The sequence below is a fragment of the Streptomyces sp. NPDC040405 genome (assembly GCF_055595765.1).
This window is the reverse complement of sequence record NZ_JBVIVI010000003.1, coordinates 120,269-140,730: the sequence shown is the minus strand read 5'-3', so window position 1 is coordinate 140,730 and position 20,462 is coordinate 120,269. Positions and strand designations below refer to the sequence as shown.

The following is a 20,462-nucleotide window of genomic DNA, read 5'->3' as shown; positions in this document are numbered from 1 at the left end:
ATCCGAGACCTTACGGGACGGGTCATGGCATTTACCGCATGAGGCGGCCCTCGATGCCTCCGTTACTCCAACGGGCCAACGGGCCTAGGGGTCAACGGGTCTACGGGTCGAGGGGGCGAGGGGGCGGGTGCCCCGGGCTCACACGGTCTCGTAGGGGCATTCGGCCCAGATGACCTTGCCGTCCGGGGTGTGGCGGGTGCCCCAGGCCAGGGCCAGCTGGGCGACGAGGAACAGCCCCCGGCCGTCCTCGTCGGTGGTGGCCGCCCGGCGCAGATGCGGCGCGGTGCTGCTGGTGTCGGAGACCTCGCAGATCAGGGTGCGGCCATGCAGCAGGCGCACCCGGATGGGCCCGCTGCCGTGCCGCAGGGCGTTGGTCACCAGCTCGCTCAGCAGCAGCTCCGCCACGAACGAGATCTCCTCCCGGCCCCAGTCGGCCAGCTGCCGGACGGCGGCGGCCCGCATCTCGCTGACGACAGCCGGGTCGGTGGGCAGCTCCCAGGTGGCGATCCGGTGGGCGTCGAGGGCATGGGTACGGGCGACGAGCACCGCGATGTCGTCGCAGGGGTGCGCGGGCGCCACGTCGTCCAGCACCGCCTGGCAGGTGTCCTCGGGGGTGCGGTCCGGGTGGGCCAGGACCTCGCGCAGCCGATCGAGGGCCACGTCGATGCCGCGGTTCCGGTCCTCGATGAGCCCGTCGGTGTAGAGCACCAGCCGACTGCCCTCGGGGACCTCGATCTCGGCGGTCTCGAAGGGCAGACCGCCCAGGCCGAGCGGGGGTCCGGCGGGCAGGTCGGGAAACGACACGGTGCCGTCGGGGCGGACCAGCGCGGGCGGCGGGTGCCCGGCGCGGGCCATGGCGCAGCGCTGCGAGGTCGGGTCGTAGACGACGTACAGGCAGGTCGCGCCGATGATGCCGAAGCCGTCACCCGTGCCCTCGCTGCTCTCCTCCCGGTCCAGACGGAGCACCAGGTTGTCGAGGTGGGTCAGCACCTCGTCCGGCGGGAAGTCGAGTTCGGCGAAGCTGCGCGCGGCGGTGCGCAGCCGCCCCATCGTGGCGGCGGAGTGCATGCCGTGGCCGACGACGTCGCCGACGACGAGACCGACGCGGGTGCCGGGCAGCGGGATGATGTCGTACCAGTCCCCGCCCACCCGCGACTCGGCGGGCAGATAGCGGTGGGCGACCTCGACGGCGTCCTGACCGGGCACGCCGTGCGGGAGCAGGCTGTGCTGCAGGGCCAGCACCATGTTGTGCTCGCGGGTGTAGCGCCGGGCGTTGTCCATGGAAAGGGCCGCGCGGGTCGCCAGCTCCTGGGCCAGCGAACGGTCGTCGTCGCCGAACGGCGCGTGGTCGAGCGAGCGGTAGAAGCTGACGATGCCCAGCACGGTGCCGCGGGCGACCAGGGGGACGGCGATAAGGGAGCCGACGTGGGACAGCAGCCGTGCGGTGTGCTCGGGGTCCTGGATGAGCCATCCCGCGGCGGTCGTCAGGTCCGGTTCGAGCAGCGCGTGCCCGGTGCCCACGCAGCGCAGCTGGGGCGTGGTGGGGTGGTATTCGATCCGCTTGCCGACCGGGTAGAAGGGGCAGTCGTCGCGGATGCCGTGGACCACCGCGCGGCGCAGATCGTGCCGGGGGTCGAGGGTTTCGGCACCGCGCAGCACGGCGTCTGGCAGGTCGATGGTGACGAAGTCGGCCAGCCGGGGGACGGCCGTCTCGGCGAGCTCCAGGGCGGTGCGGCGCACGTCCAGGGTGGTGCCGATGCGCGCGCTGGCCTCGGACAGCAACTCCATGCGGCGTCGCGCGGCCAGGGCGTACTTCCCCACCTCCGGCTCGCCGACCAGCACCAGCCCGGCCAGGCCGTCGGTGGCGTGGCCCGCCGTGCCGCCCTCCCCGGCGGCCGGGGTGCCCGCGGCCGATGGTGTGGCCGCCGGGGTGCCCTGGCCGGGCGCGGCGCCGGAGGGGTGCCGGGCGGGGCGCGGGGCGAGGTGCGGAGGGAGGGTGAGGGGCGGCGGTGTGCGGTCGGGGAACATGGCCTCGACGACCACGCCCTCCACTCCGGCCGCGCTCGTCATCGGACGGCTCACCAGGGTGACCCGCCGCCCGTCGGAAAGGCTCACGTCGGTGGCGGCCCGCTGCCCGTGGGACAGCAGCTCGGCGGCCCTCTCCTTGATCATCATCTGATCGCCGCGGTGCAGCCCCCGTACGAAGGCGTCCACCCCGATGGCGTGCCCGCCGTCCTCGCCGGTCCGCGACGCGTCACCCGCGTCCAGATACGCGCGCAGCAGCCCGCGCTCCCGCGCCGAACTCTGCGCCAGCAGCCGCCGCTCGATGGCCCGGGTCGCCCTGCGCAGTACGGCGTCCAGCGCCGGGTGCCCGGAGCTGCGCGGATAGGCGAGGCACAGGATGCCGTCGATGCGCCCGCTGAGCGGGTCGCGGACGGGTATCGCGCTGCAGCCGTTCGACAGGCCGCGCTCGGCGAAGTGCTCGGCACCGTAGACCTGGATGAGCCGCCGTTCCGCCAGGGCGAGGCCGATGCCGTTGGTACCGGCGTACCGCTCGGCGAAGACGAAACCCGGTACCTGCTGGATGGGCGGGAGCGTTCTGGCCCACGACTCGTCGCCGAAGCGGCGCTGGAGCACGGTGCCGTTCCCGTCGGCGAGCGCGATGTTCATCGGGCTGCCCTGGAACCTGGCCCGCAGCCGGTCGAGCACCGGACCGGCGGCGCGGACCAGCCGGTCCTCGGGATCGAACTGCCGGAACGGAAGCTCGAAGCCGCCCAGCGACAGGCCCTGGGTCCGGCAGCGCTGCCATGAATTGAGGATCAGGCTGCGCACGCCGCCCGACTGGACCGTCTCCCCCTCCAGAAATCGCTCACGCGAACGTGCGGGCCCGATGCCGCCTGCCACGAGCCCTGCCAGGATCGCTTCCTCACCGGACCGAATCACGCCACTCCTAGCCATTCGCCGCGATTAGCCCCAAAAGTCCACTCTTCGACAATAACGGGTATGGACCATGCGGCGGCGAGCAAGGGAAACATGTGTTCGATACGCCACATACGGTGACCGACCCCGGCTCGGCGGTCACAGCACGGCGACCGGGGTGACGGGCGAGCCCGTTCCGCCCGGAACGTTCAACGGCGCCACGACCAGCAAGAACGCGGAGCGGCCCGCCTCGGCCGTGGCGGCGGAGAGCGCTTCGAGATCGAGGTTGTCCAGCAGCGGCACCCCCATCGCCGCCAGGGCGAGCGCATGGACCGGGGAGTGCACACCGTCGACCGGCGAGGGCCGTACGTCGCTGTCGCCGTCCCCGCCGAGCAGGGCGATGCCGCGCTCGGCCAGCAACGGGACGGCGTCCACATGGAGCCCCGCGCTCGCCGCGCCGGGATCCCAGGCGCCGCGTTCCGCGCGACGGCGCGGGCTCCCGGAGCGCAGCAGCACCGCGTCCCCTTCGCCGATGGTCACCCGCAGGGCCCGTTCGGCGGCGACGATGTCCTCGGCGTGCACCGCCTGCCCCGGCTCCAGCCAGGCGGTCCCCAGGACGGCGGGGAGGTCGAGCAGGACACCCGTCGTGACGAGCGGCCCGAGGTCCGCGACCGACCCGTGGCGGGCTCCCGCGGCGTCGATCACCTCATGCGCCGCCCGGCCGCCGTAGAGCTGCCCCCGGTAGGCGGCATGGGACAGCGCGTCGAGATGGGAGATGCCCTTGCCGTGGTAGTCGGCGGCGAGGAAGTCCTTGTATACGGAGGGCTCCGGCGCCTCCACATCCCCGAGGTCCGTCATATGGTGCAGCGCGGGCCTGGGGTTGTCCGGCGCGGGCCGAGTGTCCCAGGGCCGCGCCAGCGGAACGACGACCCCGGACCGCACCCGGGCGAGGGCCCGCAGCACCTGCTCCGGGGTCACCCGGTTCCAGGCGCCGCGACCGGCCTGCGCCCAGCGCCCCCATGTCCGGACCGCCTCGAAGAGGGCGTCGAACTCCTCGCGGGAGACGGCGGGTCCGTTGCTGCTCGTCATCCGTCGGTCATCCGTGCTCACCCCGATGGGGTTCGGAACGGCTTCCGTCAAAAGTCTACAAGTGTCTAAAACTGCCAGATACGTGCGGCGGAGCGGTGCGCCCGGCGCGCGCGGAGCCGGATCCGCCCGCCCCGGGCGGGGACGATCGTCACCGCCACCAGCCGTGCCGCCTCCGGGGGACCGGCCGGTTCGGGGAGGGCGGTCGCGAGGATTTCCCTCAGCACGGTCTCGATCTCCAGCTGGGCCAGCGACACCCCGATGCAGCGCCGCAGGCCGCCGCCGAACGGGGTCAGCGCGTACGGCAGCGGGTCCGCGCCAAGGTGGCGCTCGGGCCGGAAGGCGTCCGGCTCCGGCCAGAGCTCGGGGTCGAGGTGGGTGAGCGGGAACAGCGCCGCGACGAACGCGTGGCGCGGCACCGGGTGGCCGCCCAGCTCTGTGTCGTGCGCCGCGGTGCGCATGGCGTTGTAGACGGCGGGGCGCAGTCGGCAGGACTCCTTGACGGTCGCCTTGAGCAGTCGGTCCGAGCCCGCGTCGAGGTCGGCGACCAGGGCGTCGCGGGCGGCGGGGTGGTGGGCGAGCAGGTGCAGGGTCCAGGCGATCGTGGTCGCCGTGGTCTCGTAACCGGCCAGGACGAGACCGGTCACCTCGTCCAGCAGCTGTGCGTCGTCCAGCCCGGCGCCGTGGTCGTCGCGCGCGTCCAGCAGCATGGACAGCACGTCGTCGCGCTCGGCGCGGTCGGGCGCGGCCCGGCGGGCGGCGATCTCCTCGCGGGTCAGGTCCCATACGGCCGCGCGGAGCCGGTGGAAGCGGCCGCCCGGCGAGAGCGGCCCGAGATCGCGCCGCAGCGCCCCCGGCAGGAACAGGACGGCGAGGTTGTCCGTGGCGACGTACGCGTTCAGCGCGTGGCGGAACGTGGCGACGCGGGCCGGGTCGGCCAGGCCGAGGACGACTCTCAGGATGACGTCGAGCGTCAGCCGCTGCGCCCACGGCCGCACGGGAACGCCGTCGCCGCCCAGCAGTTCGGGCAGCCCGGAGTGCACCAGCTCCCGCACCCGCTGCGCCCAGCGGGCGATCCGCGCCCCGTGGAAGGGCGGCAGCAGCAGCTTGCGGTGGGTCAGGTGCAGGGGTGGCGGGGTGCAGATCAGCGATCCGGCGCCGATCGCGGGCGCCAGCAGGGCGGCGGCGTCACCGCCGGTGAACCGCTCGTGGTCGGTCAGCACCGCCCGGTTGGCCGCGGCGTCGGCGGCGCAGACGAGGGCGCCGCGGTAGGGGTACGTACGGAGCGAGAAGACGGGCCCGAACCGGCGGCGCAGGGAGCGCGCGTATCCCTGGGGGTCCCGGAGCATCCGCACCGTCTGCACGGGCCGCGGCGCTCGGGAGGCGGGTGGGAAGTGCCGGGGGTCCCACGTCGGCTCCCTCGTAAAGGCGTCGCTCATGGCTGCCAGGGCCCGGCCGGGTCGTCGTAGGCGGCGGCGTACCCGTCGGTGGCGATGGGCGCCTGGAGGAGGTCGTCCGGGATGGCGAACGCCGCCACGAGGGCCAGTGCGTGGGGGGCCAGTTCGGTGCTGACGCGGTCGACGGCGGGGGCGAGGTCGCGGACCGTGTCGGCGGTGAGGTGGCCGTCCGCCAGCAGCAGGCCCGCGTGCGGGGCGAGACGCTGCAGGACGAACAGCTGGAAGACCTGCTCCAGCAGGCTCCGCGTGGCGTCGTCGGCGATGCGGTCGGCAGCGGCCAGGAACGCCTGGGCGGCGCGCCGGGTGGCGTACGCGTCCACGAGGTCCAGGGCCGGGTTCACCGCCTGGTTCCAGCGGTCGAGCGGGCCGTCGCTGGGCAGGCTGATCCGGCCGCGGGCGTGCTGGAGGCAGTACAGCTCGTGCCGCACGAGCAGGTCGAGCAGAAAGGCGCGGTCGGTCAGCGGGCAGGTCAGCGGGGCGGTCTGGTGGCCGGTCGGGGGGCCGGTCCGCGCGGCGGGAACGGCGGGCGGGTCGTAGCCGCGCCCGGTCAGCATGTCGGCGGCGGCCTTCGTCCAGATGACGAGGTTGTCCCCTTCGGCCGTGATGGTGGACTCGATCGGCGTGATCAGGTCCACAATGCGGTTGGCCGACAACAGCCCCTGGGCGCCGCAGCGTTCGCGGCTTTCGCTCGCGATGTCCCTGGCCTGCCAGGTGATCCAGCCCTTCGCCGCCGCGACGAGCACCTCCGCCTCGGGCGACTCGGGGTCGTCCTGTCCGGTGCAGCGGCGGGTGGCCTCGCGCAGCAGGAAGGTCGCCGCGTAGGCGCGGGCCGCCGCCCCGAGCAGTCTGGTCTGGTGGCAGCGGTAGGCGAAGACCGGGACACCGGTCCGGCTCGCGGGGGCGAAGGTGTGCCGCCGATGGGCGTACCGCATGGCGACGGCGAGGCCCGCCCGGGCTCCGCCCAGCGCCGCCGCGGCCAGGCAGAGCTTGCCCGTGGTGACGCGCTGGATGGACCGCAGGAACCGGCGGCGCCGACTGCCGATCACGCTACGGAAGGCACCTTCGTCGGTGAGGTCCGCGTGGTCTCCGGCCAGCAGCGCCGCACGCTCCAGCACGACCTGGTCGAACGAGGTGATGGCGTGGTCGACCGCCGAACCGGGGGTCTCCGAGAGGGGGCGTATCCGGATGCCGGGCAGCGGCCCCCGCTCGTCGCGCAGCGGTACGAGAAACAGGAACACGCCGCAGTCCTGGCCGCGGACGATCAGCCTGGCCGCGACCAGTCCGCTCTTGCTGCCCCCGGCGGGGCCGGTGTTGGGCATGAACTTCTGGGCACCGGCCGACGGGGTGTGCAGGACGAAGGTGTCGGCTTCCGGCTGGTAGACGGCCGTGGTCTCCAGCTCGGCGGCGTTGTTCCCGTAGCCGAGCTCGGTGATCAGAACGGTGCCGTACCGCCGCAGCCGGGTGAACGGCGTGAGGTCCACGGTGCGGCGGGGGTCGAGGCGGAGAAGGCTGCCGAGAAACAGGTTGTAGTGGATGGTCGCCAGAGTGGTCAGCGAGCCGTCGACCATTCCCAGCCACTCGTGCAGCGACACCAGCCGGTCCGTCGCCATGACCAAGTCCTCGACGGATTCGATTCCGTCATTGACGACCCGTAAACGCTCATAGGCGAGTTCGGAACGCTCCGAAAGCGACAATCCATCGCGGTAACGGAAAATGTCCCGACGGAATCGCTCCGTCCAGGGTCTGTGCACCTCGTCGAATCGCCCGTCGAAGAGCACCTCGGTCAACAGCGACACCTGTGCCCGGCCCGCCAAGACGGCAGTGCCCATCTCCGCCCTCTCCCCCCGTCCGCCGCCTCGGCTCAGAGTGCGCCGAAGAGCAAATGGCTCGCGGTATTGGCCGGGTCCTCGTCGCGGTAGTACTGCGAGGCGGCGGTCATCAGCTGGTCCTTCGTCAACTGCCCGCCGTGCTCGGTCAGCTGGTCGAAGGCCACCCCGGCCTCCGCCTCGGGGACCCCGGTGGCGGAGATGACGGCGACGAATTCCGCCTTGCTGACCAAACCGTCGTCATCCCGGTCGGCGAGATGGAAGCCCGCCCGGTAGAGCGGGCCGATCAGCACGTCGAACTGGTCGCTGACCTGGCGCAGGGCCTGGCGGAACTCGCCCTTGTCGATCCGGCCGTCACCGTCGGCGTCGGCGGTCTCGCGCAGCGCCCGCCAGTACGTCATCAACGCGTCGGCGTATTCCTTGCCCTTGGCCGCCGAGCGCTCCTCGCCGACGGCGGCCAGAACGCGGCTGCCCATCAGTTCGAAGTCGTCTTCGGCGATCACACCATCGCCATTAGCGTCCAGCAAGGCGAACAGCTTTTCGTACTTCTGGTCCAGTAGCGCGCCCATGAGAGTCCCCACTCCTCCGGTGCCGACAGCTCGCCGCGCCTCGAATATTTTCCGAAGCGCATGAAAGATTACCGAGAGCGGCCAGGAGAGTTCACCCGTCATGGAATCTCTTTGGAGTGAAAAACGCGCCTCATACGTGACGTTCAGGCGTCCCGCCGGCGCACGGCCCACCCACCGGCCAGGAGCGCGGCCGCCGCCCACAGCGCCGTCACCGCGAGGCCCGTCCAGGGGCCGACGCCGCCCTCCGGCGCCTGGTGCAGCACCTGTTGCCCGGCGCGGTCCGGCAGATAGTCGGCGGCGCTCCCGGCAAGGTCTCCGATCACGAAGCCCACGATGAGGATGAACGGGATGAGCAGGCTCAGCACCGCGGTCGCGCTGCGCAGCAGGAAGGTGAGCCCGGCGGCGAACAGGGCCATCAGGGCCAGGTAGATCCCCGCGCCGAGGCACGCCCGCAGCGCTCCGGGTGCGCCGAGGCCGATGGCGTCCTCGCCCAGGAACGCCTGGCCCGCGAAGAAGGTGGCGAAGGCCGTCGCGAGCCCCACGGCGAGTGCGGCACCGGCCACGGCCGCCGTCTTTGCCGCGTAGAAGAGGCCCCGGTGCGGTACGGCCGACAGGGAGATCCGCAGCGCGCCGTGTCCGTACTCGGAGGAGACGGCGGTGGCGCCGAAGGCGATGGCGGCGATCTGCGCGAAGTTGATCGCGTAGAAGGCGCCGAAGACGGGGTCGTCGGCGCCGCTCAGCTCTGTCCCGCCGACGGTGGCGAACACCAGCACGGTGATGGCCACCGTGGCGGCGAAGACCGCGATGAGGGAGCCGAGGCTCGCCCGGATGGTGCTGATCTTGAGCCACTCGGCGTGCAGCACCGCTGTGACGGACATGGTCGGGTCTCCTGTCAGGGGGTCGGGGAGGTCAGGTGGTCGCGGCAGTGGCGGTGAACTCCGCCTCGTCCGCGGTGAGGGCGAGATAGCCCTGCTCCAACGAGGCGCGCTGGTTGGCGAGTTCGAGGACGGGGATACCCGCACGGGCTGCGGCGGCCCCGACCTGTTCGGCCCTGGCGCCTTCGACCACCCATCCGCCGTCCTCGCCGCCCAGGACCGTGAATCCGTCGGCCCGCAGCGTGGCCCGCAGCCGGGCGGGTTCGCTGGTGCGCACCCGTACCCGCGCCTGGCTGTGCCGCTCGATGAAGTCGGCCATGGAGACATCGGCGAGGAGCCTGCCCCGGGCGAGGACGACGAGGTGGTCGGCGTAGGTGGCGGTCTCGTTCATCAGATGGCTGGAGACCAGGACCGTGCGCCCCTCCCGGGCGAGTCGGCGCAGCAACTCGCGGATCCAGACGATGCCTTCGGGGTCGAGACCGTTGGCGGGCTCGTCCAGCAGCAGCACGGGCGGGTCCCCGAGGAGCGCGGTGGCGATGCCGAGGCGCTGGCGCATGCCCAGCGAGAAGGTTCTGATGCGGCGGCCCGCCACGGTGGCGAGGCCGGTCTCCTCCAGCACCTGATCCACGCGGCGGACCGGAAGGCGGTTGCCGACCGCGAGGCAGCGCAGATGGTCGCGGGCGGTCCGGGAGCCGTGGGCCGCCTGCGCGTCGAGCAGGGCCCCGGCCGTGCGCAGGGGTTCGCGCAGTGTCGCGTACGGGCGGCCGCCGACGGTGGCGGTGCCGGAGGTGGGGTGGTCGAGGCCGAGGATGAGACGCATGGTGCTGGACTTGCCCGCGCCGTTGGGGCCGAGGAATCCGGTGACCCGGCCCGGTTCGACGCTCAGCGTGAGCCGGTCGACGGCCCGGGTGCTGCCGTACCGCTTCGTCAGGTCGTGCACGTCGATGCTGGTCATGGCCCCAGCCTGGCCGTATGGCCGGGGGCCGGGCATCCCCCGCCGGAGGAGACCGGCTCCCCCGCGCGGGGGAGCCGCCGCGCCGCCCGCTCTGCCACGATGACGGCATGCCACGCCTCCTGCTGCCGCTGACGCGTGCGGTCACGTACACCCGCTGGCTTCATCTGCTGGTGGGGGCGATCGTGCCGTTCGTCTGCGCCATGATCTATCCGGGGCTGGTCCGTCCGTCGTCGGCCGACTGGGTACTGATCGCGGTCCTGCCGGTGCCCCTGGTCCTGGCCGCGGCCCTGGTGCCCGCGGTGCGCCGGGCGGAGGGGCTGCAGGCGCGGCTGATGCTGTTCCCCGGGCCGCAGGCGCGGGTGCGCGGGGAGGAGGATCCGGGGGTCTCGGCCGCTCCGTCCGCTTCGTGGAGCGACCGGGCCAGGACCGGTGTCTGGCTGGTGCTGCGCATGGAGGCGGGGTTCGCCGTCGCGCTGGTGACGGGGCAGTTGATGGCCCTGTGCCTGTGGCTCGCCGGGGCCGCCGCGGGGGATCCCGGCGTGGCCGACGCGCCGTTGCGCGTGCCCGGCGCGGGCTGGGCGTACGCCCTGCTGATACCGGTTCCCCTGCTGGTCCTGGCCGCCCTGGCCGCCGGGGCGGGCGCCCTCATGGCCGGGGCCGCCCGTCGGCTGCTCGGCCCGTCGGCCAAGGAGCGGCTGGCGGAGTTGGAGGAACGTACCGAACGGCTGCTGGAACGCAACCGCATCGCCCGGGAGTTGCACGATTCCCTCGGCCACGCCCTCACCCTGGCCGTGGTGCAGGCGGGCGCCGCCCGGGCGGCCGCCGATCCGGATTTCACCGACCGGGCGCTGGAGACCATCGAGGAGTCGGGGCGGGCCGCGCTGGAGGATCTGGAACGGGTTCTGATGGTGCTGCGCGAAACGGCTCCGCCGCCCGGCGCCCGGCCCGCCCTCGGCGACGCGGACCGGCTGCTGCACTCCGCGCGGTCCTCGGGGGCGCGGATCGACGCCGAGGTGACCGGTCCGCTGGAGCGGGTGCCGGGCCCGGTGTCCCGCGAGGGCTACCGGATCCTCCAGGAGGCCCTGACCAATGTGCTGCGGCACGCGGGTCCGGTCCCCGTCCGCGTGCGCATCGCCGTGGACGCGGCACGGCTGCGGCTGGAGGTGCGCAACCCCCTGTCCCCGGCGGCAGCGGTGGCCGCCACGGGCGGTGGCAGCGGGCTGCGCGGGATCCGCGAGCGCGCGGCGCTGCTCGGCGGCGAGGCCCGTACGGGACACGACGAGGGCCAGTGGCTGGTCCGTGTGGACCTGCCACTGCGGTGACGTCGCGGTGCTGCCGCGGTGATCAAGTCACCGCCTATGCTGGGCGGATGCTCACCGTTCTGCTGGTCGACGACGAGCCCTTGGTGCGGGCGGGACTGCGCGCCGTACTGGAGGCACAGCCGGACATCGAGGTGGTGGGCGAGGCGGCCGACGGTGCCGCCGTGATCCCCCTGGTGCGGCAGCTGCGGCCCGACGTCGTCGCCATGGACGTACGGATGCCGCTCATGGACGGCATCGAGGCCACCCGGACCGTCCTGCGCACGGTGCCGGACCCGCCGAAGATCATCGTGGTGACGACCTTCGAGAACGACGAGTACGTGTACGGGGCGCTGCGCGCGGGCGCCGACGGTTTCCTGCTCAAGCGGGCGCGTCCGGCGGAGATCGTGCAGGCCGTGCGGCTGGTGGCCGAGGGCGATTCGCTGCTGTTCCCGGCGGCGGTCCGCCAGCTGGCCGCTTCGTACGGCGAGACCCACGGCAACGCCGAGGGCCGGGCGCCCCTGGAGCGCGCCGCGCTGACCGAGCGCGAGGGCGACGTGCTGCGCCTCGTGGCCCGCGGCCTGTCGAACGCGGAGATCGCGGCGCGGCTGGTGGTGGGCCCCGAGACCGTCAAGTCGCATGTGAGCTCCGTACTGGCGAAACTCGGCGCCCGGGACCGCACACAGGCGGTCATCGCCGCGTACGAGTCCGGTTTCGTGTCACCGGGCCGCGCCGCCCGGGGGTGACCAGGCGGCGGTGGCCGCGTCAGGTGAAGAACCCTATGTAGGACGAGGCGAGGCTTGACACCAGCCAGAACACCCCGAAGGCGATACCGATGATGATCAGTATCGCCAGCACTCTGTCCGTCTTGCCGACTGCGGTGAACGGAGGTCGGGGCTCCGGGTCACGTGAGCTCATTCGCCACACATTACGACAACGCGACGGTGGGTGCAGAGGCTTGTTGATGTTCCCGTAACCCTCGGTTACCCGGGCCTACTGTGCGAGCTCCGCGCTGTCGACCGTCCAGGCCGCCGCCTGCTCGCTCAGGGAGAGGCCCAGGCCGGGGCGGCTGGGGACGGCCAGGCGGCCGTCGGCCATCTCCAGGCGCTCGTTGAACATCGGCTCCAGCCACTCGAAGTGCTCGACCCAGGCGCTGCGCGGGTAGGCGGCGGAGAGGTGGACGTGGATTTCCATCACGAAGTGCGGCGCGAGGGCGAGACCCTTGTGGTCGGCGAGGTGCATGATCTGGAGGAACGGGGTGATGCCGCCCACACGCGGGGCGTCGGGCTGGACGAAATCCGCGGCCCGGGCCTCGATCGCTTGAGCGTGTTCGCCGAAGCTGGTGAGCATCTCGCCGGTGGCGACGGGGGTGTCGAGGGTGGCGGCGAGGTCGGCGTGGCCCTGCGCGTCGTACGCGTCGAGGGGTTCCTCGATCCAGGTGAGGTGGAATTCCTCCAGCTGCCGACCGATCCGGACCGCGGTGAGGCGGTCCCACTGCTGGTTGGCGTCGACCATCAACGGCACGCCGTCGCCGAGGTGTTCACGGACGCGGCGCACCCGCTCCAGGTCCACTCGCGCGTCGGGTGAGCCGACCTTGAGCTTGATGCCGCCGATGCCACGCGAGAGGGCGCGGTCCACGTTGTCGAGCACCTGCTCGATGGGCATCGAGAGGTAGCCGCCGGAGGTGTTGTACACGGGTACGGAGTCGCGGTGGGCGCCGAGGAGTTTGGCCAGCGGCAGCCCCGCGCGCCGGGCCTTGAGGTCCCACAGGGCGATGTCGAGCGCGGCGAGCGCCTGGACGGCGACACCGCTGCGGCCCATGGAGGCACCGGCCCAGACGAGCTTGGACCACAGCCGGGAGATGTCGGAGGGGTCCTCCCCCAGCAGTTCGGGGGCGATCTCCTTGGCGTGGGCGTACAGGGCGGGGCCACCGGCCCGCTTGGAGTAGCCGAAGCCGAGGCCGGTGCAGCCGGATTCCGCGGTGGTCTCGGCGAAGAGGAAGGCGATCTCGGTGAGCGGCTTCTGCCGCCCGGTGAGCACCTTGGCGTCCGAGATCGGCGCGTGCAGCGGCAGGTTGACCAGGGAGAGGCGGACGTGGGTGATGCGGTCGGTGGTCGCCTCGCCGGGGGCCTGCGCCCAGGGCTTGCGCGCCACGGCGTCGGCCGGTGCCACGGAGTGTTCGCTGACGGCGGTCACGCCACGGTCTCCTCGGTTGCGCGGGTGGTGGGTGCGGGCGCGGCGGCGTCCGGGTGCGGGCGGGAGACGGGGCAGGCCAGGTGGTAGCCGCGGCCTTCGTAGTCGAAGTCCTCCAGCTCGATGTGGTCCCGGCCGTCCCCGCGGGAGGCGTAGTACGCGCGGATCTCGGTGATCAGGCCGGTCCCTTCGTCGAAGACGTACCACTCGTCGCCGCGCAGGAAGCCGTTCAGGGCGGTCTTGTAGTGGGTCCACTCGATGACGGCCTGATGCGAGGTGGGATCGGTGATCAGGCGGTCGATGGTCCATGCGGAGCCGATCGTCAGCACCAGGCGCCGCCAGTTCTCCGCGATGGTCCGCGCGCCGTGCCAGGGCCCGGACGTGTCCGTCGCGGAACGCCCCGTCGGTGACCACCCCCGTCGCGCCCCGGTGCAGGGCGCGGGTGACCAGCATGTCCCCGGCGGACGCGGCGCTGATGTCGGAGCGGCTGTCGATGACCAGGACCTGGCCGTCGGAGAGGGATTCGACGCCCAGCCACTGGAGGTTGTCCTCCCGGTGCAGGGAGTCGAGGGTGTCGATGTCCTCGCGGGCCGGGATGAACCTCATGGTGAACGCCTCGCCGACGAACCCGGCGAGGTCCGGGTTGAGGGCGCGCACCCCGACCAGGAACTGCTGGCGCAGGCCCAGGGCGAACAGCCGGGTCGCGAGGGTGGCGGTCGAGACCCGGGAGAACTTCTCGCGGACCTCCGGGGCAAGCGGCGGGAGCTTGCTGTCGTAGGCAGCGGCCATGCGATCACTCCTGTTAGGGGGAAGCATCGAGACACCTTCACGTCTCATTGGATAGTGCACTGTCCCACTGAATGAACAGTAGAAACCCAGCAAGGGGCTTCCGGGGCACACAAGGGCCCGGTAATCTCATTCATTGGGATTTACCGAGGTCGCGCGTCGGGTGGCGAACTCGCGTGTCGGGCGACGGAGAGCGGGAGACACTTTCACCATGGAGACAGCAGGCGACACGGCGTCGGCCGCCCGGCCCGGCGGCTCGGAGCGCGGCCCGGGGGCGCTGGACCGCGGCCTGGCGATCCTCGACCATCTCTCACGAGCCCGCAGCTGCACGACGGCCGAGCTGGCCCAGGCGCTCGGGCTGTCCCGCTCTACGGCGTACCGCCTGGTCGAGCGGCTGCGCGCCCAGGACTGGCTGAGCCTCGACCCGGTGACCGGACACCTGCGGCTCGGGCCCGCCGCGATGCGCCTCGCCAACGCCGCCGTCGCCGCCACCAGCCTGCTGGACGCGGCGACCCCGGCCCTTCGTACGCTGGTCGACCTCACCCAGGAGACGGTCAGCCTCGCCGTCCCCAACGGCCTGTCGATGGTGTTCATCCATCGCGAGCGCGGACCGCGCCCGGCCGCCGTCACCGCCGAGCTGGGCTCGTCCCGCCCCATGCACATCACCTCCCTGGGACGCGCCTATCTCTCGGCGCTGCCCGAGCCCCGCCTGGAGGAGATGCTGGTCGAGCTGGTCCGCGACGCCGGGTCCCCGGTGAGCGCGGCGACCGTCTCCGAGCTGCACGCCGAGGTGGTGCGCACCCGGGAGCGCGGATACGCCCAGGACATCCGCGAGTTCGACGGCTCCAGCGCCTGCTGCGGCGCGGCGGTGTACGACCACACGGGGCTGCCGGTGGCCGCGATCAGCGTGGCGGGCGTGGCGGAGCGGATGGAGCCGTCCATCGCCACGTACGGGCCGGTGGTGGCGAAGGTGTGCGCCGACCTCTCGGCCGTGCTCGGGTACGTACCGCCGCGGGACTGACCGCCCGGGCGAGCCGCGCCCATGGGCCCGTGGGCGTACGGTCGCCGCCTCGCGCCGCGTCACGCCTTCGCCACCACCGGATTGGTCAGCCGACCGACCCCTTCGACCTCCGAGACCAGTCCCCCAGCTCACGCAGATCCGGGACAGCCAGATCTTCGCGCCGAACCGCGCCATGAGCAGGTTCGAGGGGACCTCGCACAGCATGTACGTGATGAAGAACAGCCCGGCGCCCAGGCCGTACGCGGCCGCGCCGATCCCGAGGTCGGCCTCCAGGTGTTCCTGCGCGTAGCCGATGTTCGAGCGGTTGAGCTGGTTGCACATCATCATGACCGCGAAGACCGGCACGACGCGCCGGAGGATCTTGCTCGCGGCCGTATGCGTGGCGGCGTCCGGTGCGTTCGGTGAGGCGGGCGACGGCGGCGAGTTCCGGCCACGCCGTCCGCTCAACCGCGGTTGAGCGCAGGGCTCCAGCGAGTGCCCCTTGTTCGCACCAGTCGGGAGTGATGTCCTGAGACAGCACCAAACGTCTTTGTCTGAGCCAAGCCTCGCCGAGTGGCCGCGTCCGGAGGAAGTGACCTTGACACTGGAGGGCGCTGCCCCGACTGGCCCCCGCGGTTCCGAGCGTGCCGGTGCCCGCCCTCCGTTACCCGACGGCTGGCCTCTGCGCAGCTTCCTGGGCAGGCTGCGGGACTGCGTCCGGGCGGACATGCTGCAGATCGGGACCCGCCGCCGCTTCTCGCCGGAGGACATCCTCATCCAGGAGGGCGACCGCACCCAGTACGTGGTCCTGCTGCACTCCGGGTTCGCCAAGGTCACCGCCCAGCTGGAGAACGGCCGTGAAGCCCTGCTGGCGATCCGGGCCGGTGGCGACATCGTGGGCGAGATGGCCGCCCTGGACGACGCTCCGAGATCGGCGACGGTCACCGCATGCGGTGAGATCTCGGCCAGTGTCGTGGAATACGAGGACCTGCAGCGCTTTCTCCACCGCCACTCCGACGCCGCGATCACGCTCACCGGCATGGTCATCGAGAAGCTGCGCTGGGCCAACCGCCGCCGGGTGGAGTACGGCGGGCTTCCCGTCAAGGCACGGCTTGCCCGGGTGCTGTCGGAGCTCGCGGTGTCGCACGGCCATCAGGTGCGCCGGAGTCTCGTCATCGGTGTCGCCCTGAGCCAGCCGGAACTGGCCGCACTGACCGGCTCCTCGGAAGTCACCGTCCACAAGGCGCTCAGAGAGCTGCGCCAAGAGCGGCTGCTCGACACCGGCTATCGCCGCATCACGGTGCTCGACCTGGCGGGTCTCCGTCGGACCGCGGGCCTGCCCGACCCCTCATCCGGCCCTCCGCGGAAACCGTATTAGTACGGCTTTCGCCATGTTCCCCACGGTCTGCTTGCACAGTTGATGCCCGGCTCGCGGAAGCGGGTCCACATCCGTCACTTCACCAGACAGGTGTCGCATGGCATCACAGAACACCATCACGCGCCATCTCTGTATGGCCGCCGACGTGGAGCGGTACAGCAGGCTGGACATCCCGCAGCAGGAGCGGACGCAGGCCGAACTCGTCGCGGTGCTCGACAGAGCGGCGGGCATGAGCGGCCTGGACAGGCTGTCCTGGACCCGACAGCCGCAGGGCGACCAGGAGTTCGCCGTACTGCCCCTCGGCACTCCGGAGCAGATCGTGCTCGGTGAGTTCGTCAGGAATCTCACGGTCGCCCTCGGGGAGTGCAACGCCCATCGTCCGCGGAAGCAGCCGATGCGGCTTCGGCTGGCCGTGGACATCGGGGTGGCCAGGACCGCGGCGCTCGGACACAGCGGTCCCGCACCCATAGCCGTGGCCCGTTATCTGAACGCACCCCCGCTGAAGTCCGTGCTGAACGGGACCCGCACCACGAGCCTGGCCGTCATCGTCTCGGACCGGCTCTACCAGGACGTCGTCCAGCAGCGCGGCCACGGGCTGGACCCGGACGAGTACATCAAGGTGCATGTGCGCCACGACGAGTTCGCCGGATACGGGTGGATCCAGATCCCCGAACACAGCACGGCCGAGATCCGCGGCCTCACCCTCAACGGTCACCCGGTGCCGGGCACCGCGGACGGAAAGCAGGAGGACCCCCGCATGAACACGCCCGAAGCCATCGCGGCGCTGGCCGGTAGCGCTGTCGTGGGCGCCATGGCCACGGACGCCTGGGCCTTCGTACGGAACCGGTGCGCCGCCCTGCTCGGCCACCACGCGCCCGAGGAGCGGCGGACGGTCCTGGACCTGTTCGACGGCTTCGACCGGTGCCTCGCCACGGTGGAGGGCGCACAGCACGACAGCCTCGCCGCCATGTTCACCGACCAGGCCACCACCGCCCTGGCACGCATCGCGGCACTCTCCGACGCGGCGGCCGACGAGGTGCGGACCCTCGCCGAGGCAGCGGAGTCCGCGCGTACGGAGAGCCCTGCCCAGAACACCATCAGCGTCCGCGATGTGCGGGCCAAGGGGGACTTCATCCTGGGCGGCCGCGACACCAAGGTCTACAAGGGAGGACAGCGATGAACTTCGGCAGCGATCAGCCCGAGGGCTTCGAAGAGGCCGCGTTCCGGAGGATCACGGTCGACCGCCCGTCCGCGGGAAGGGACGTGATGGTGGCGGGCCGCGACCTCGTCATCAAGCACATCGTCTCGGGGCTCGCCCTGCTGCGCCCCCACCCCGTCGACCGCGGCCTCATCCTCCGCACACCGCTCTTCGTCCCACCGTCCATGGGGTTCGGTGGGCCGGTACCGGAGCCGTTCCCTGTCGCCGACCCGACCGAAGGCAGTGTCATCGCGCTCCTGGGCAAGGAGTCCTCGGGGCGCCGCACCACGGCGCTGGACATGCTCGACGTGGCTCTGGCCGACAAGAACCAGGACATCGTCGAGCTGTACCCGGACTGGGAGAAGCCCGACGCCGACCGCATCCCCTGCGAGCCCCACACGGGATACCTGCTCAACCTCGCCGGGGTCAGGGAGCCGCTCGACAAGGAGTTCCACGACCGGCTCGCCGAATACGCCATGCGGGCGCTCACCACCGGCACCCTCCTGGTCGTCGTCGCCACCCCGCGCGTCTGGAACAGCACCGCCATGAACAGCCGGACCTCACCGGTGAGGGTCATGGAGATGGACCCGCCCTCCGCGCTGGAGGTCGCCCGTCGGCGGATCGAGGCCGACCCCGAGCGGGCCGGACGCGCCTCATGGCTCACGGACAACTCCAGTGTGTTCGCGGGTCTGCTGCGCGGCGGCGAGCCGCCTGCCGAGGCCGTACGCCTGGCGCATGTCGTTCTGCGCGCGAAGGGCCCCGGGGACACGGATGCGCTCGATGGGTTCAAGGGCTGGAAGCACAAGCTCACCGACTGGTTCGGCTCCACCGACCCGGAGGCGCCGGAACGGCGGGCCCTGCAGATCGCCGCCTCCTTCCTCGACGGTGCCGGTGCCCGTACGGTCCTCGACGCCGCCGATGCCCTCCTGGCCGACCCGGAGATCCACTGGCCGGTGCGGCAGGGCGGTCCGCTGGGGGGTGCGGGCGGCAGCCAACGCTGCACCGACGCCGGACTCGACTACGGGCCGGACGGCACCGTCTCCATCACCAAGCATCACCCGGGCATAGACCGGGCGTTGCTCGGGCACGTCTGGCGGGAGCGGCCGCAACTCGTGCCCGTCCTCACCCGCTGGCTCTCGGCGGTCAGCCAGCCGCAGGGCATCGCCGACAGCTGCCTGCCCAGGCTCGCCGGGGTCCTGACGACGCTGGCCGAGTCCGAAGGGGCCGATGTCGTTCTCGGCCTGACGCAGGACTGGCTGCGCAATCGAAGCGTCCGCTACACGCAGCTCGCGGTCGACGTGCTGGACCAACTCGCGGTCAACCCCGTTCTGGGACCGGAGGTCCGCAAGGTCCTCGCTCAATGGGCTCAGGGCACCAACTCGCCCGAACGCCAGCTGGCCGTCGCACGGGTGTGCGGGAAGAAGCTGGTCCGTGAGTACACCAGCGTCGCCCTGACCAGGCTGAAGTACGTGCTGGAGAGCACCTGGAAGAAGAAGGCGCGGACGGCCGAGGACGAGGAGGTACGCGCGGTGGCGCTGGCCACGCTGAAGTCCCTGCTGGGCGACGCCGATCTCTCGGCGCGGGTGCTGAAGACGCTCGTCGACTGGACCACGCCGGAGAAGAACGCGTCGGAGAAGGGGGAGTTCAGCCGCACGGCCTTCCTCGATGTGTTCGCTCTGGACGATACCGATTCCGCCGCGTCTCCGGTCTCCCTCCTCCTCACCGCGGAGGCGGAGCACGGCCAGGCCGTCCGGGAGCTGCTCCGCGAGGGCTGGCAGGCCACCTGGCACCGCCCTGAACTGCGCGGTCGCGCGTCGGACGTCCTCGGTCGGTGGTGCGACGCGGCCGAAGCCGGTGAGCTGCCCGGGGACGCCGTGGAGGAAGTCGTCGCGGTCATTTTCGCGGCCCAGGCCGATGTGATGGGCGGTGAACTCGACCGGCTCATCGCCGGGACGGCTCCGTTCCGCTCCCAGCTGCGTATGCGGCTGATCGAGGTTGTCAGGGAAACGGCGACCCGCCCCGCGACGTCCACCGCTCACAGCGCCGCATGAGGCCGCGTCTCTTCCGTCGGCGGGCCGCCGGTTCCGCCGGGCGGGAGGCCAGCCCCTTCGGGAGGGCCTTCTCCGCCCGGCTGCCCAGCGCGGACCACGGTCTCTCTTTCGATGTGCGCTTCGCCTACGACTGGGCACCGGAGGCATCGCACCGGGCTCCGCTCCTCCACGGCGACGCGGTGGCGCGGTCGCTGCTGACGGATCACGCCGCAAAAGCCCTGCGCACCTGCCCCGTCCTCATGGCCGAGACCGCGGAGACCGCCGTCAACCGCGCGCTCAGCGAGGAGATTCGCGACGATGAGCGGCTGCGCGTGACGGGCCGGGGCACGGTGACCGTCGGGGAGGACACGCTGCTGGCCGCACGCCGCCGGAACGAGGCCGCCGAACGGCACCGCGTCGAGGGGGCAGCCCACGTGGCACGCCTGGAAGTGCTCCGCGACCTCCTGCTCGACGGCGGACTCGGCCTGGTGTGGTGGCTCGACAGATACGCGGACCTGCAGTTCTCCGCCGGAGACCCGAAGGCCAAGACGGAGTCGGTCATCGCGGCCTTCCGACTCGTGACCGACGCGCTGCATGCCGATGCGGCCCTCGGCCGACACGATGAGAACGCCCTGATGAGAGCCCGATTCGAGGAACTGCTCGGTGCCTTTCACGAGCCGGGCACCAGAGCGCGCGCGATGGATCTCCTGGAGACCGTCCTGAGCTTCCTCGCGCCCGAACCGGCGTCCCCGGAGCGGACGGAGACCGCTTTCACTTGATCCAACGGGTACCACCGCTGGACTGTTCTCCCGTGCATGGTGGATGATCCAGCACGATCAGCGGGATCACGCGGGATCCAGGGGATCCAGGGGGAGGAAAAGTGACCGTGGTG

Annotated in this window: 18 protein-coding genes and 1 pseudogene; 8 read left to right on the top strand and 11 right to left on the bottom strand. The window is 71.9% G+C overall.

Annotated features, from left to right (window positions below; all coding sequences use genetic code 11):
• Positions 1-138: 138 nt before the first annotated feature.
• From ACZ59A_RS14685 to ACZ59A_RS14655, 7 genes are all read right to left on the bottom strand, one after another.
• Positions 139-2,958, bottom strand: a complete 2,820-nt coding sequence (locus tag ACZ59A_RS14685) for a SpoIIE family protein phosphatase (RefSeq protein WP_470958175.1) — start codon at positions 2,956-2,958, stop codon at positions 139-141.
• 120 nt (positions 2,959-3,078) lie between these two features.
• Entirely contained in the window at positions 3,079-4,008 is a 930-nt protein-coding gene (locus ACZ59A_RS14680) for a cyclase family protein (RefSeq protein ID WP_470958173.1), read from the bottom strand.
• A gap of 65 nt (positions 4,009-4,073) precedes the next feature.
• Entirely contained in the window at positions 4,074-5,444 is a 1,371-nt protein-coding gene (locus ACZ59A_RS14675; RefSeq protein WP_470958170.1) for a cytochrome P450, read from the bottom strand.
• Positions 5,441-7,072, bottom strand: a complete 1,632-nt coding sequence (locus ACZ59A_RS14670) for an acyl-CoA dehydrogenase family protein (protein ID WP_470958167.1) — start codon at positions 7,070-7,072, stop codon at positions 5,441-5,443. Before ACZ59A_RS14670 ends, ACZ59A_RS14675 begins: the two co-directional genes overlap by 4 nt.
• A 251-nt stretch (positions 7,073-7,323) precedes the next feature.
• Complete coding sequence (locus tag ACZ59A_RS14665) at positions 7,324-7,857, bottom strand: EF-hand domain-containing protein (protein WP_470958164.1); 534 nt, start codon at positions 7,855-7,857, stop codon at positions 7,324-7,326.
• 143 nt (positions 7,858-8,000) lie between these two features.
• Positions 8,001-8,735 carry an ABC transporter permease gene (locus ACZ59A_RS14660; protein ID WP_470958161.1) on the bottom strand — a complete coding sequence of 245 codons (735 nt, stop codon included), beginning with the start codon at positions 8,733-8,735 and terminating at the stop codon, positions 8,001-8,003.
• Between the two features lie 31 nt (positions 8,736-8,766).
• Positions 8,767-9,687: an ABC transporter ATP-binding protein gene (locus tag ACZ59A_RS14655; protein WP_470958159.1), complete on the bottom strand. Its 921-nt coding sequence runs from the start codon at positions 9,685-9,687 to the stop codon at positions 8,767-8,769.
• A gap of 107 nt (positions 9,688-9,794) precedes the next feature.
• On the opposite strand from ACZ59A_RS14655, the gene ACZ59A_RS14650 reads away from it, so the two are divergent.
• Together ACZ59A_RS14650 and ACZ59A_RS14645 are read left to right on the top strand one after the other, a co-directional pair.
• Complete coding sequence (locus ACZ59A_RS14650) at positions 9,795-11,009, top strand: sensor histidine kinase (protein ID WP_470958156.1); 1,215 nt, start codon at positions 9,795-9,797, stop codon at positions 11,007-11,009.
• 47 nt (positions 11,010-11,056) lie between these two features.
• Positions 11,057-11,731, top strand: coding sequence for a response regulator (locus ACZ59A_RS14645; protein ID WP_470958153.1), 675 nt, complete (start codon positions 11,057-11,059; stop codon positions 11,729-11,731).
• A gap of 19 nt (positions 11,732-11,750) precedes the next feature.
• On the opposite strand, the gene ACZ59A_RS14640 is transcribed toward ACZ59A_RS14645, so the two are convergent.
• The 4 genes and pseudogenes from ACZ59A_RS14640 to ACZ59A_RS14625 form a co-directional block, all read right to left on the bottom strand.
• A complete protein-coding gene (locus ACZ59A_RS14640) occupies positions 11,751-11,903 on the bottom strand; it encodes a hypothetical protein (protein WP_468048494.1) in 153 nt (50 codons plus the stop codon).
• A gap of 75 nt (positions 11,904-11,978) precedes the next feature.
• Complete coding sequence (locus ACZ59A_RS14635; protein WP_470959647.1) at positions 11,979-13,181, bottom strand: L-talarate/galactarate dehydratase; 1,203 nt, start codon at positions 13,179-13,181, stop codon at positions 11,979-11,981.
• Complete coding sequence (locus ACZ59A_RS14630) at positions 13,178-13,507, bottom strand: hypothetical protein (RefSeq protein WP_470959713.1); 330 nt, start codon at positions 13,505-13,507, stop codon at positions 13,178-13,180. Before ACZ59A_RS14630 ends, ACZ59A_RS14635 begins: the two co-directional genes overlap by 4 nt.
• Positions 13,508-13,625: 118 nt before the next feature.
• Positions 13,626-13,967, bottom strand: a pseudogene (locus ACZ59A_RS14625) (RraA family protein); the annotation flags it as partial.
• A 208-nt stretch (positions 13,968-14,175) separates the two neighbouring features.
• Here ACZ59A_RS14625 and ACZ59A_RS14620 point away from each other — a divergent pair.
• The 6 genes from ACZ59A_RS14620 to ACZ59A_RS14595 all read left to right on the top strand — a co-directional run bounded on the left by ACZ59A_RS14620 (position 14,176) and on the right by ACZ59A_RS14595 (position 20,349).
• The gene (locus ACZ59A_RS14620; protein WP_470958150.1) at positions 14,176-14,985 is read left to right on the top strand and encodes an IclR family transcriptional regulator; all 810 of its coding nucleotides are present in this window, start codon (positions 14,176-14,178) and stop codon (positions 14,983-14,985) included.
• Between the two features lie 304 nt (positions 14,986-15,289).
• Positions 15,290-15,442: a hypothetical protein gene (locus ACZ59A_RS14615; RefSeq protein WP_470958148.1), complete on the top strand. Its 153-nt coding sequence runs from the start codon at positions 15,290-15,292 to the stop codon at positions 15,440-15,442.
• A 249-nt stretch (positions 15,443-15,691) separates the two neighbouring features.
• Positions 15,692-16,342: a Crp/Fnr family transcriptional regulator gene (locus tag ACZ59A_RS14610; RefSeq protein ID WP_470958146.1), complete on the top strand. Its 651-nt coding sequence runs from the start codon at positions 15,692-15,694 to the stop codon at positions 16,340-16,342.
• Positions 16,343-16,439: 97 nt separating this feature from the next.
• A complete protein-coding gene (locus tag ACZ59A_RS14605; protein WP_470958143.1) occupies positions 16,440-17,522 on the top strand; it encodes a hypothetical protein in 1,083 nt (360 codons plus the stop codon).
• The gene (locus ACZ59A_RS14600) at positions 17,519-19,591 is read left to right on the top strand and encodes a TetR family transcriptional regulator C-terminal domain-containing protein (protein ID WP_470958141.1); all 2,073 of its coding nucleotides are present in this window, start codon (positions 17,519-17,521) and stop codon (positions 19,589-19,591) included. The genes ACZ59A_RS14605 and ACZ59A_RS14600 overlap by 4 nt, the downstream gene beginning before the upstream one ends.
• Entirely contained in the window at positions 19,588-20,349 is a 762-nt protein-coding gene (locus ACZ59A_RS14595) for a hypothetical protein (RefSeq protein ID WP_470958139.1), read from the top strand. The genes ACZ59A_RS14600 and ACZ59A_RS14595 overlap by 4 nt, the downstream gene beginning before the upstream one ends.
• Positions 20,350-20,462: the final 113 nt, after the last annotated feature.

Bases quoted from the DNA above. Each gene is read 5' to 3' on its own strand.
- ACZ59A_RS14640 (WP_468048494.1), bottom strand. From the start codon at position 11,903: ATGAGCTCACGTGACCCGGAGCCCCGACCTCCGTTCACCGCAGTCGGC.
- ACZ59A_RS14595 (WP_470958139.1), top strand. From the start codon at position 19,588: ATGAGGCCGCGTCTCTTCCGTCGGCGGGCCGCCGGTTCCGCCGGGCGG.
- ACZ59A_RS14605 (WP_470958143.1), top strand. From the start codon at position 16,440: ATGGCATCACAGAACACCATCACGCGCCATCTCTGTATGGCCGCCGAC.
- ACZ59A_RS14655 (WP_470958159.1), bottom strand. From the start codon at position 9,687: ATGACCAGCATCGACGTGCACGACCTGACGAAGCGGTACGGCAGCACC.
- ACZ59A_RS14660 (WP_470958161.1), bottom strand. From the start codon at position 8,735: ATGTCCGTCACAGCGGTGCTGCACGCCGAGTGGCTCAAGATCAGCACC.
- ACZ59A_RS14645 (WP_470958153.1), top strand. From the start codon at position 11,057: ATGCTCACCGTTCTGCTGGTCGACGACGAGCCCTTGGTGCGGGCGGGA.
- ACZ59A_RS14665 (WP_470958164.1), bottom strand. From the start codon at position 7,857: ATGGGCGCGCTACTGGACCAGAAGTACGAAAAGCTGTTCGCCTTGCTG.
- ACZ59A_RS14600 (WP_470958141.1), top strand. From the start codon at position 17,519: ATGAACTTCGGCAGCGATCAGCCCGAGGGCTTCGAAGAGGCCGCGTTC.
- ACZ59A_RS14680 (WP_470958173.1), bottom strand. From the start codon at position 4,008: ATGACGAGCAGCAACGGACCCGCCGTCTCCCGCGAGGAGTTCGACGCC.
- ACZ59A_RS14620 (WP_470958150.1), top strand. From the start codon at position 14,176: ATGGAGACAGCAGGCGACACGGCGTCGGCCGCCCGGCCCGGCGGCTCG.
- ACZ59A_RS14650 (WP_470958156.1), top strand. From the start codon at position 9,795: ATGCCACGCCTCCTGCTGCCGCTGACGCGTGCGGTCACGTACACCCGC.
- ACZ59A_RS14670 (WP_470958167.1), bottom strand. From the start codon at position 7,072: ATGGCGACGGACCGGCTGGTGTCGCTGCACGAGTGGCTGGGAATGGTC.
- ACZ59A_RS14685 (WP_470958175.1), bottom strand. From the start codon at position 2,958: ATGGCTAGGAGTGGCGTGATTCGGTCCGGTGAGGAAGCGATCCTGGCA.
- ACZ59A_RS14675 (WP_470958170.1), bottom strand. From the start codon at position 5,444: ATGAGCGACGCCTTTACGAGGGAGCCGACGTGGGACCCCCGGCACTTC.
- ACZ59A_RS14610 (WP_470958146.1), top strand. From the start codon at position 15,692: ATGCTGCAGATCGGGACCCGCCGCCGCTTCTCGCCGGAGGACATCCTC.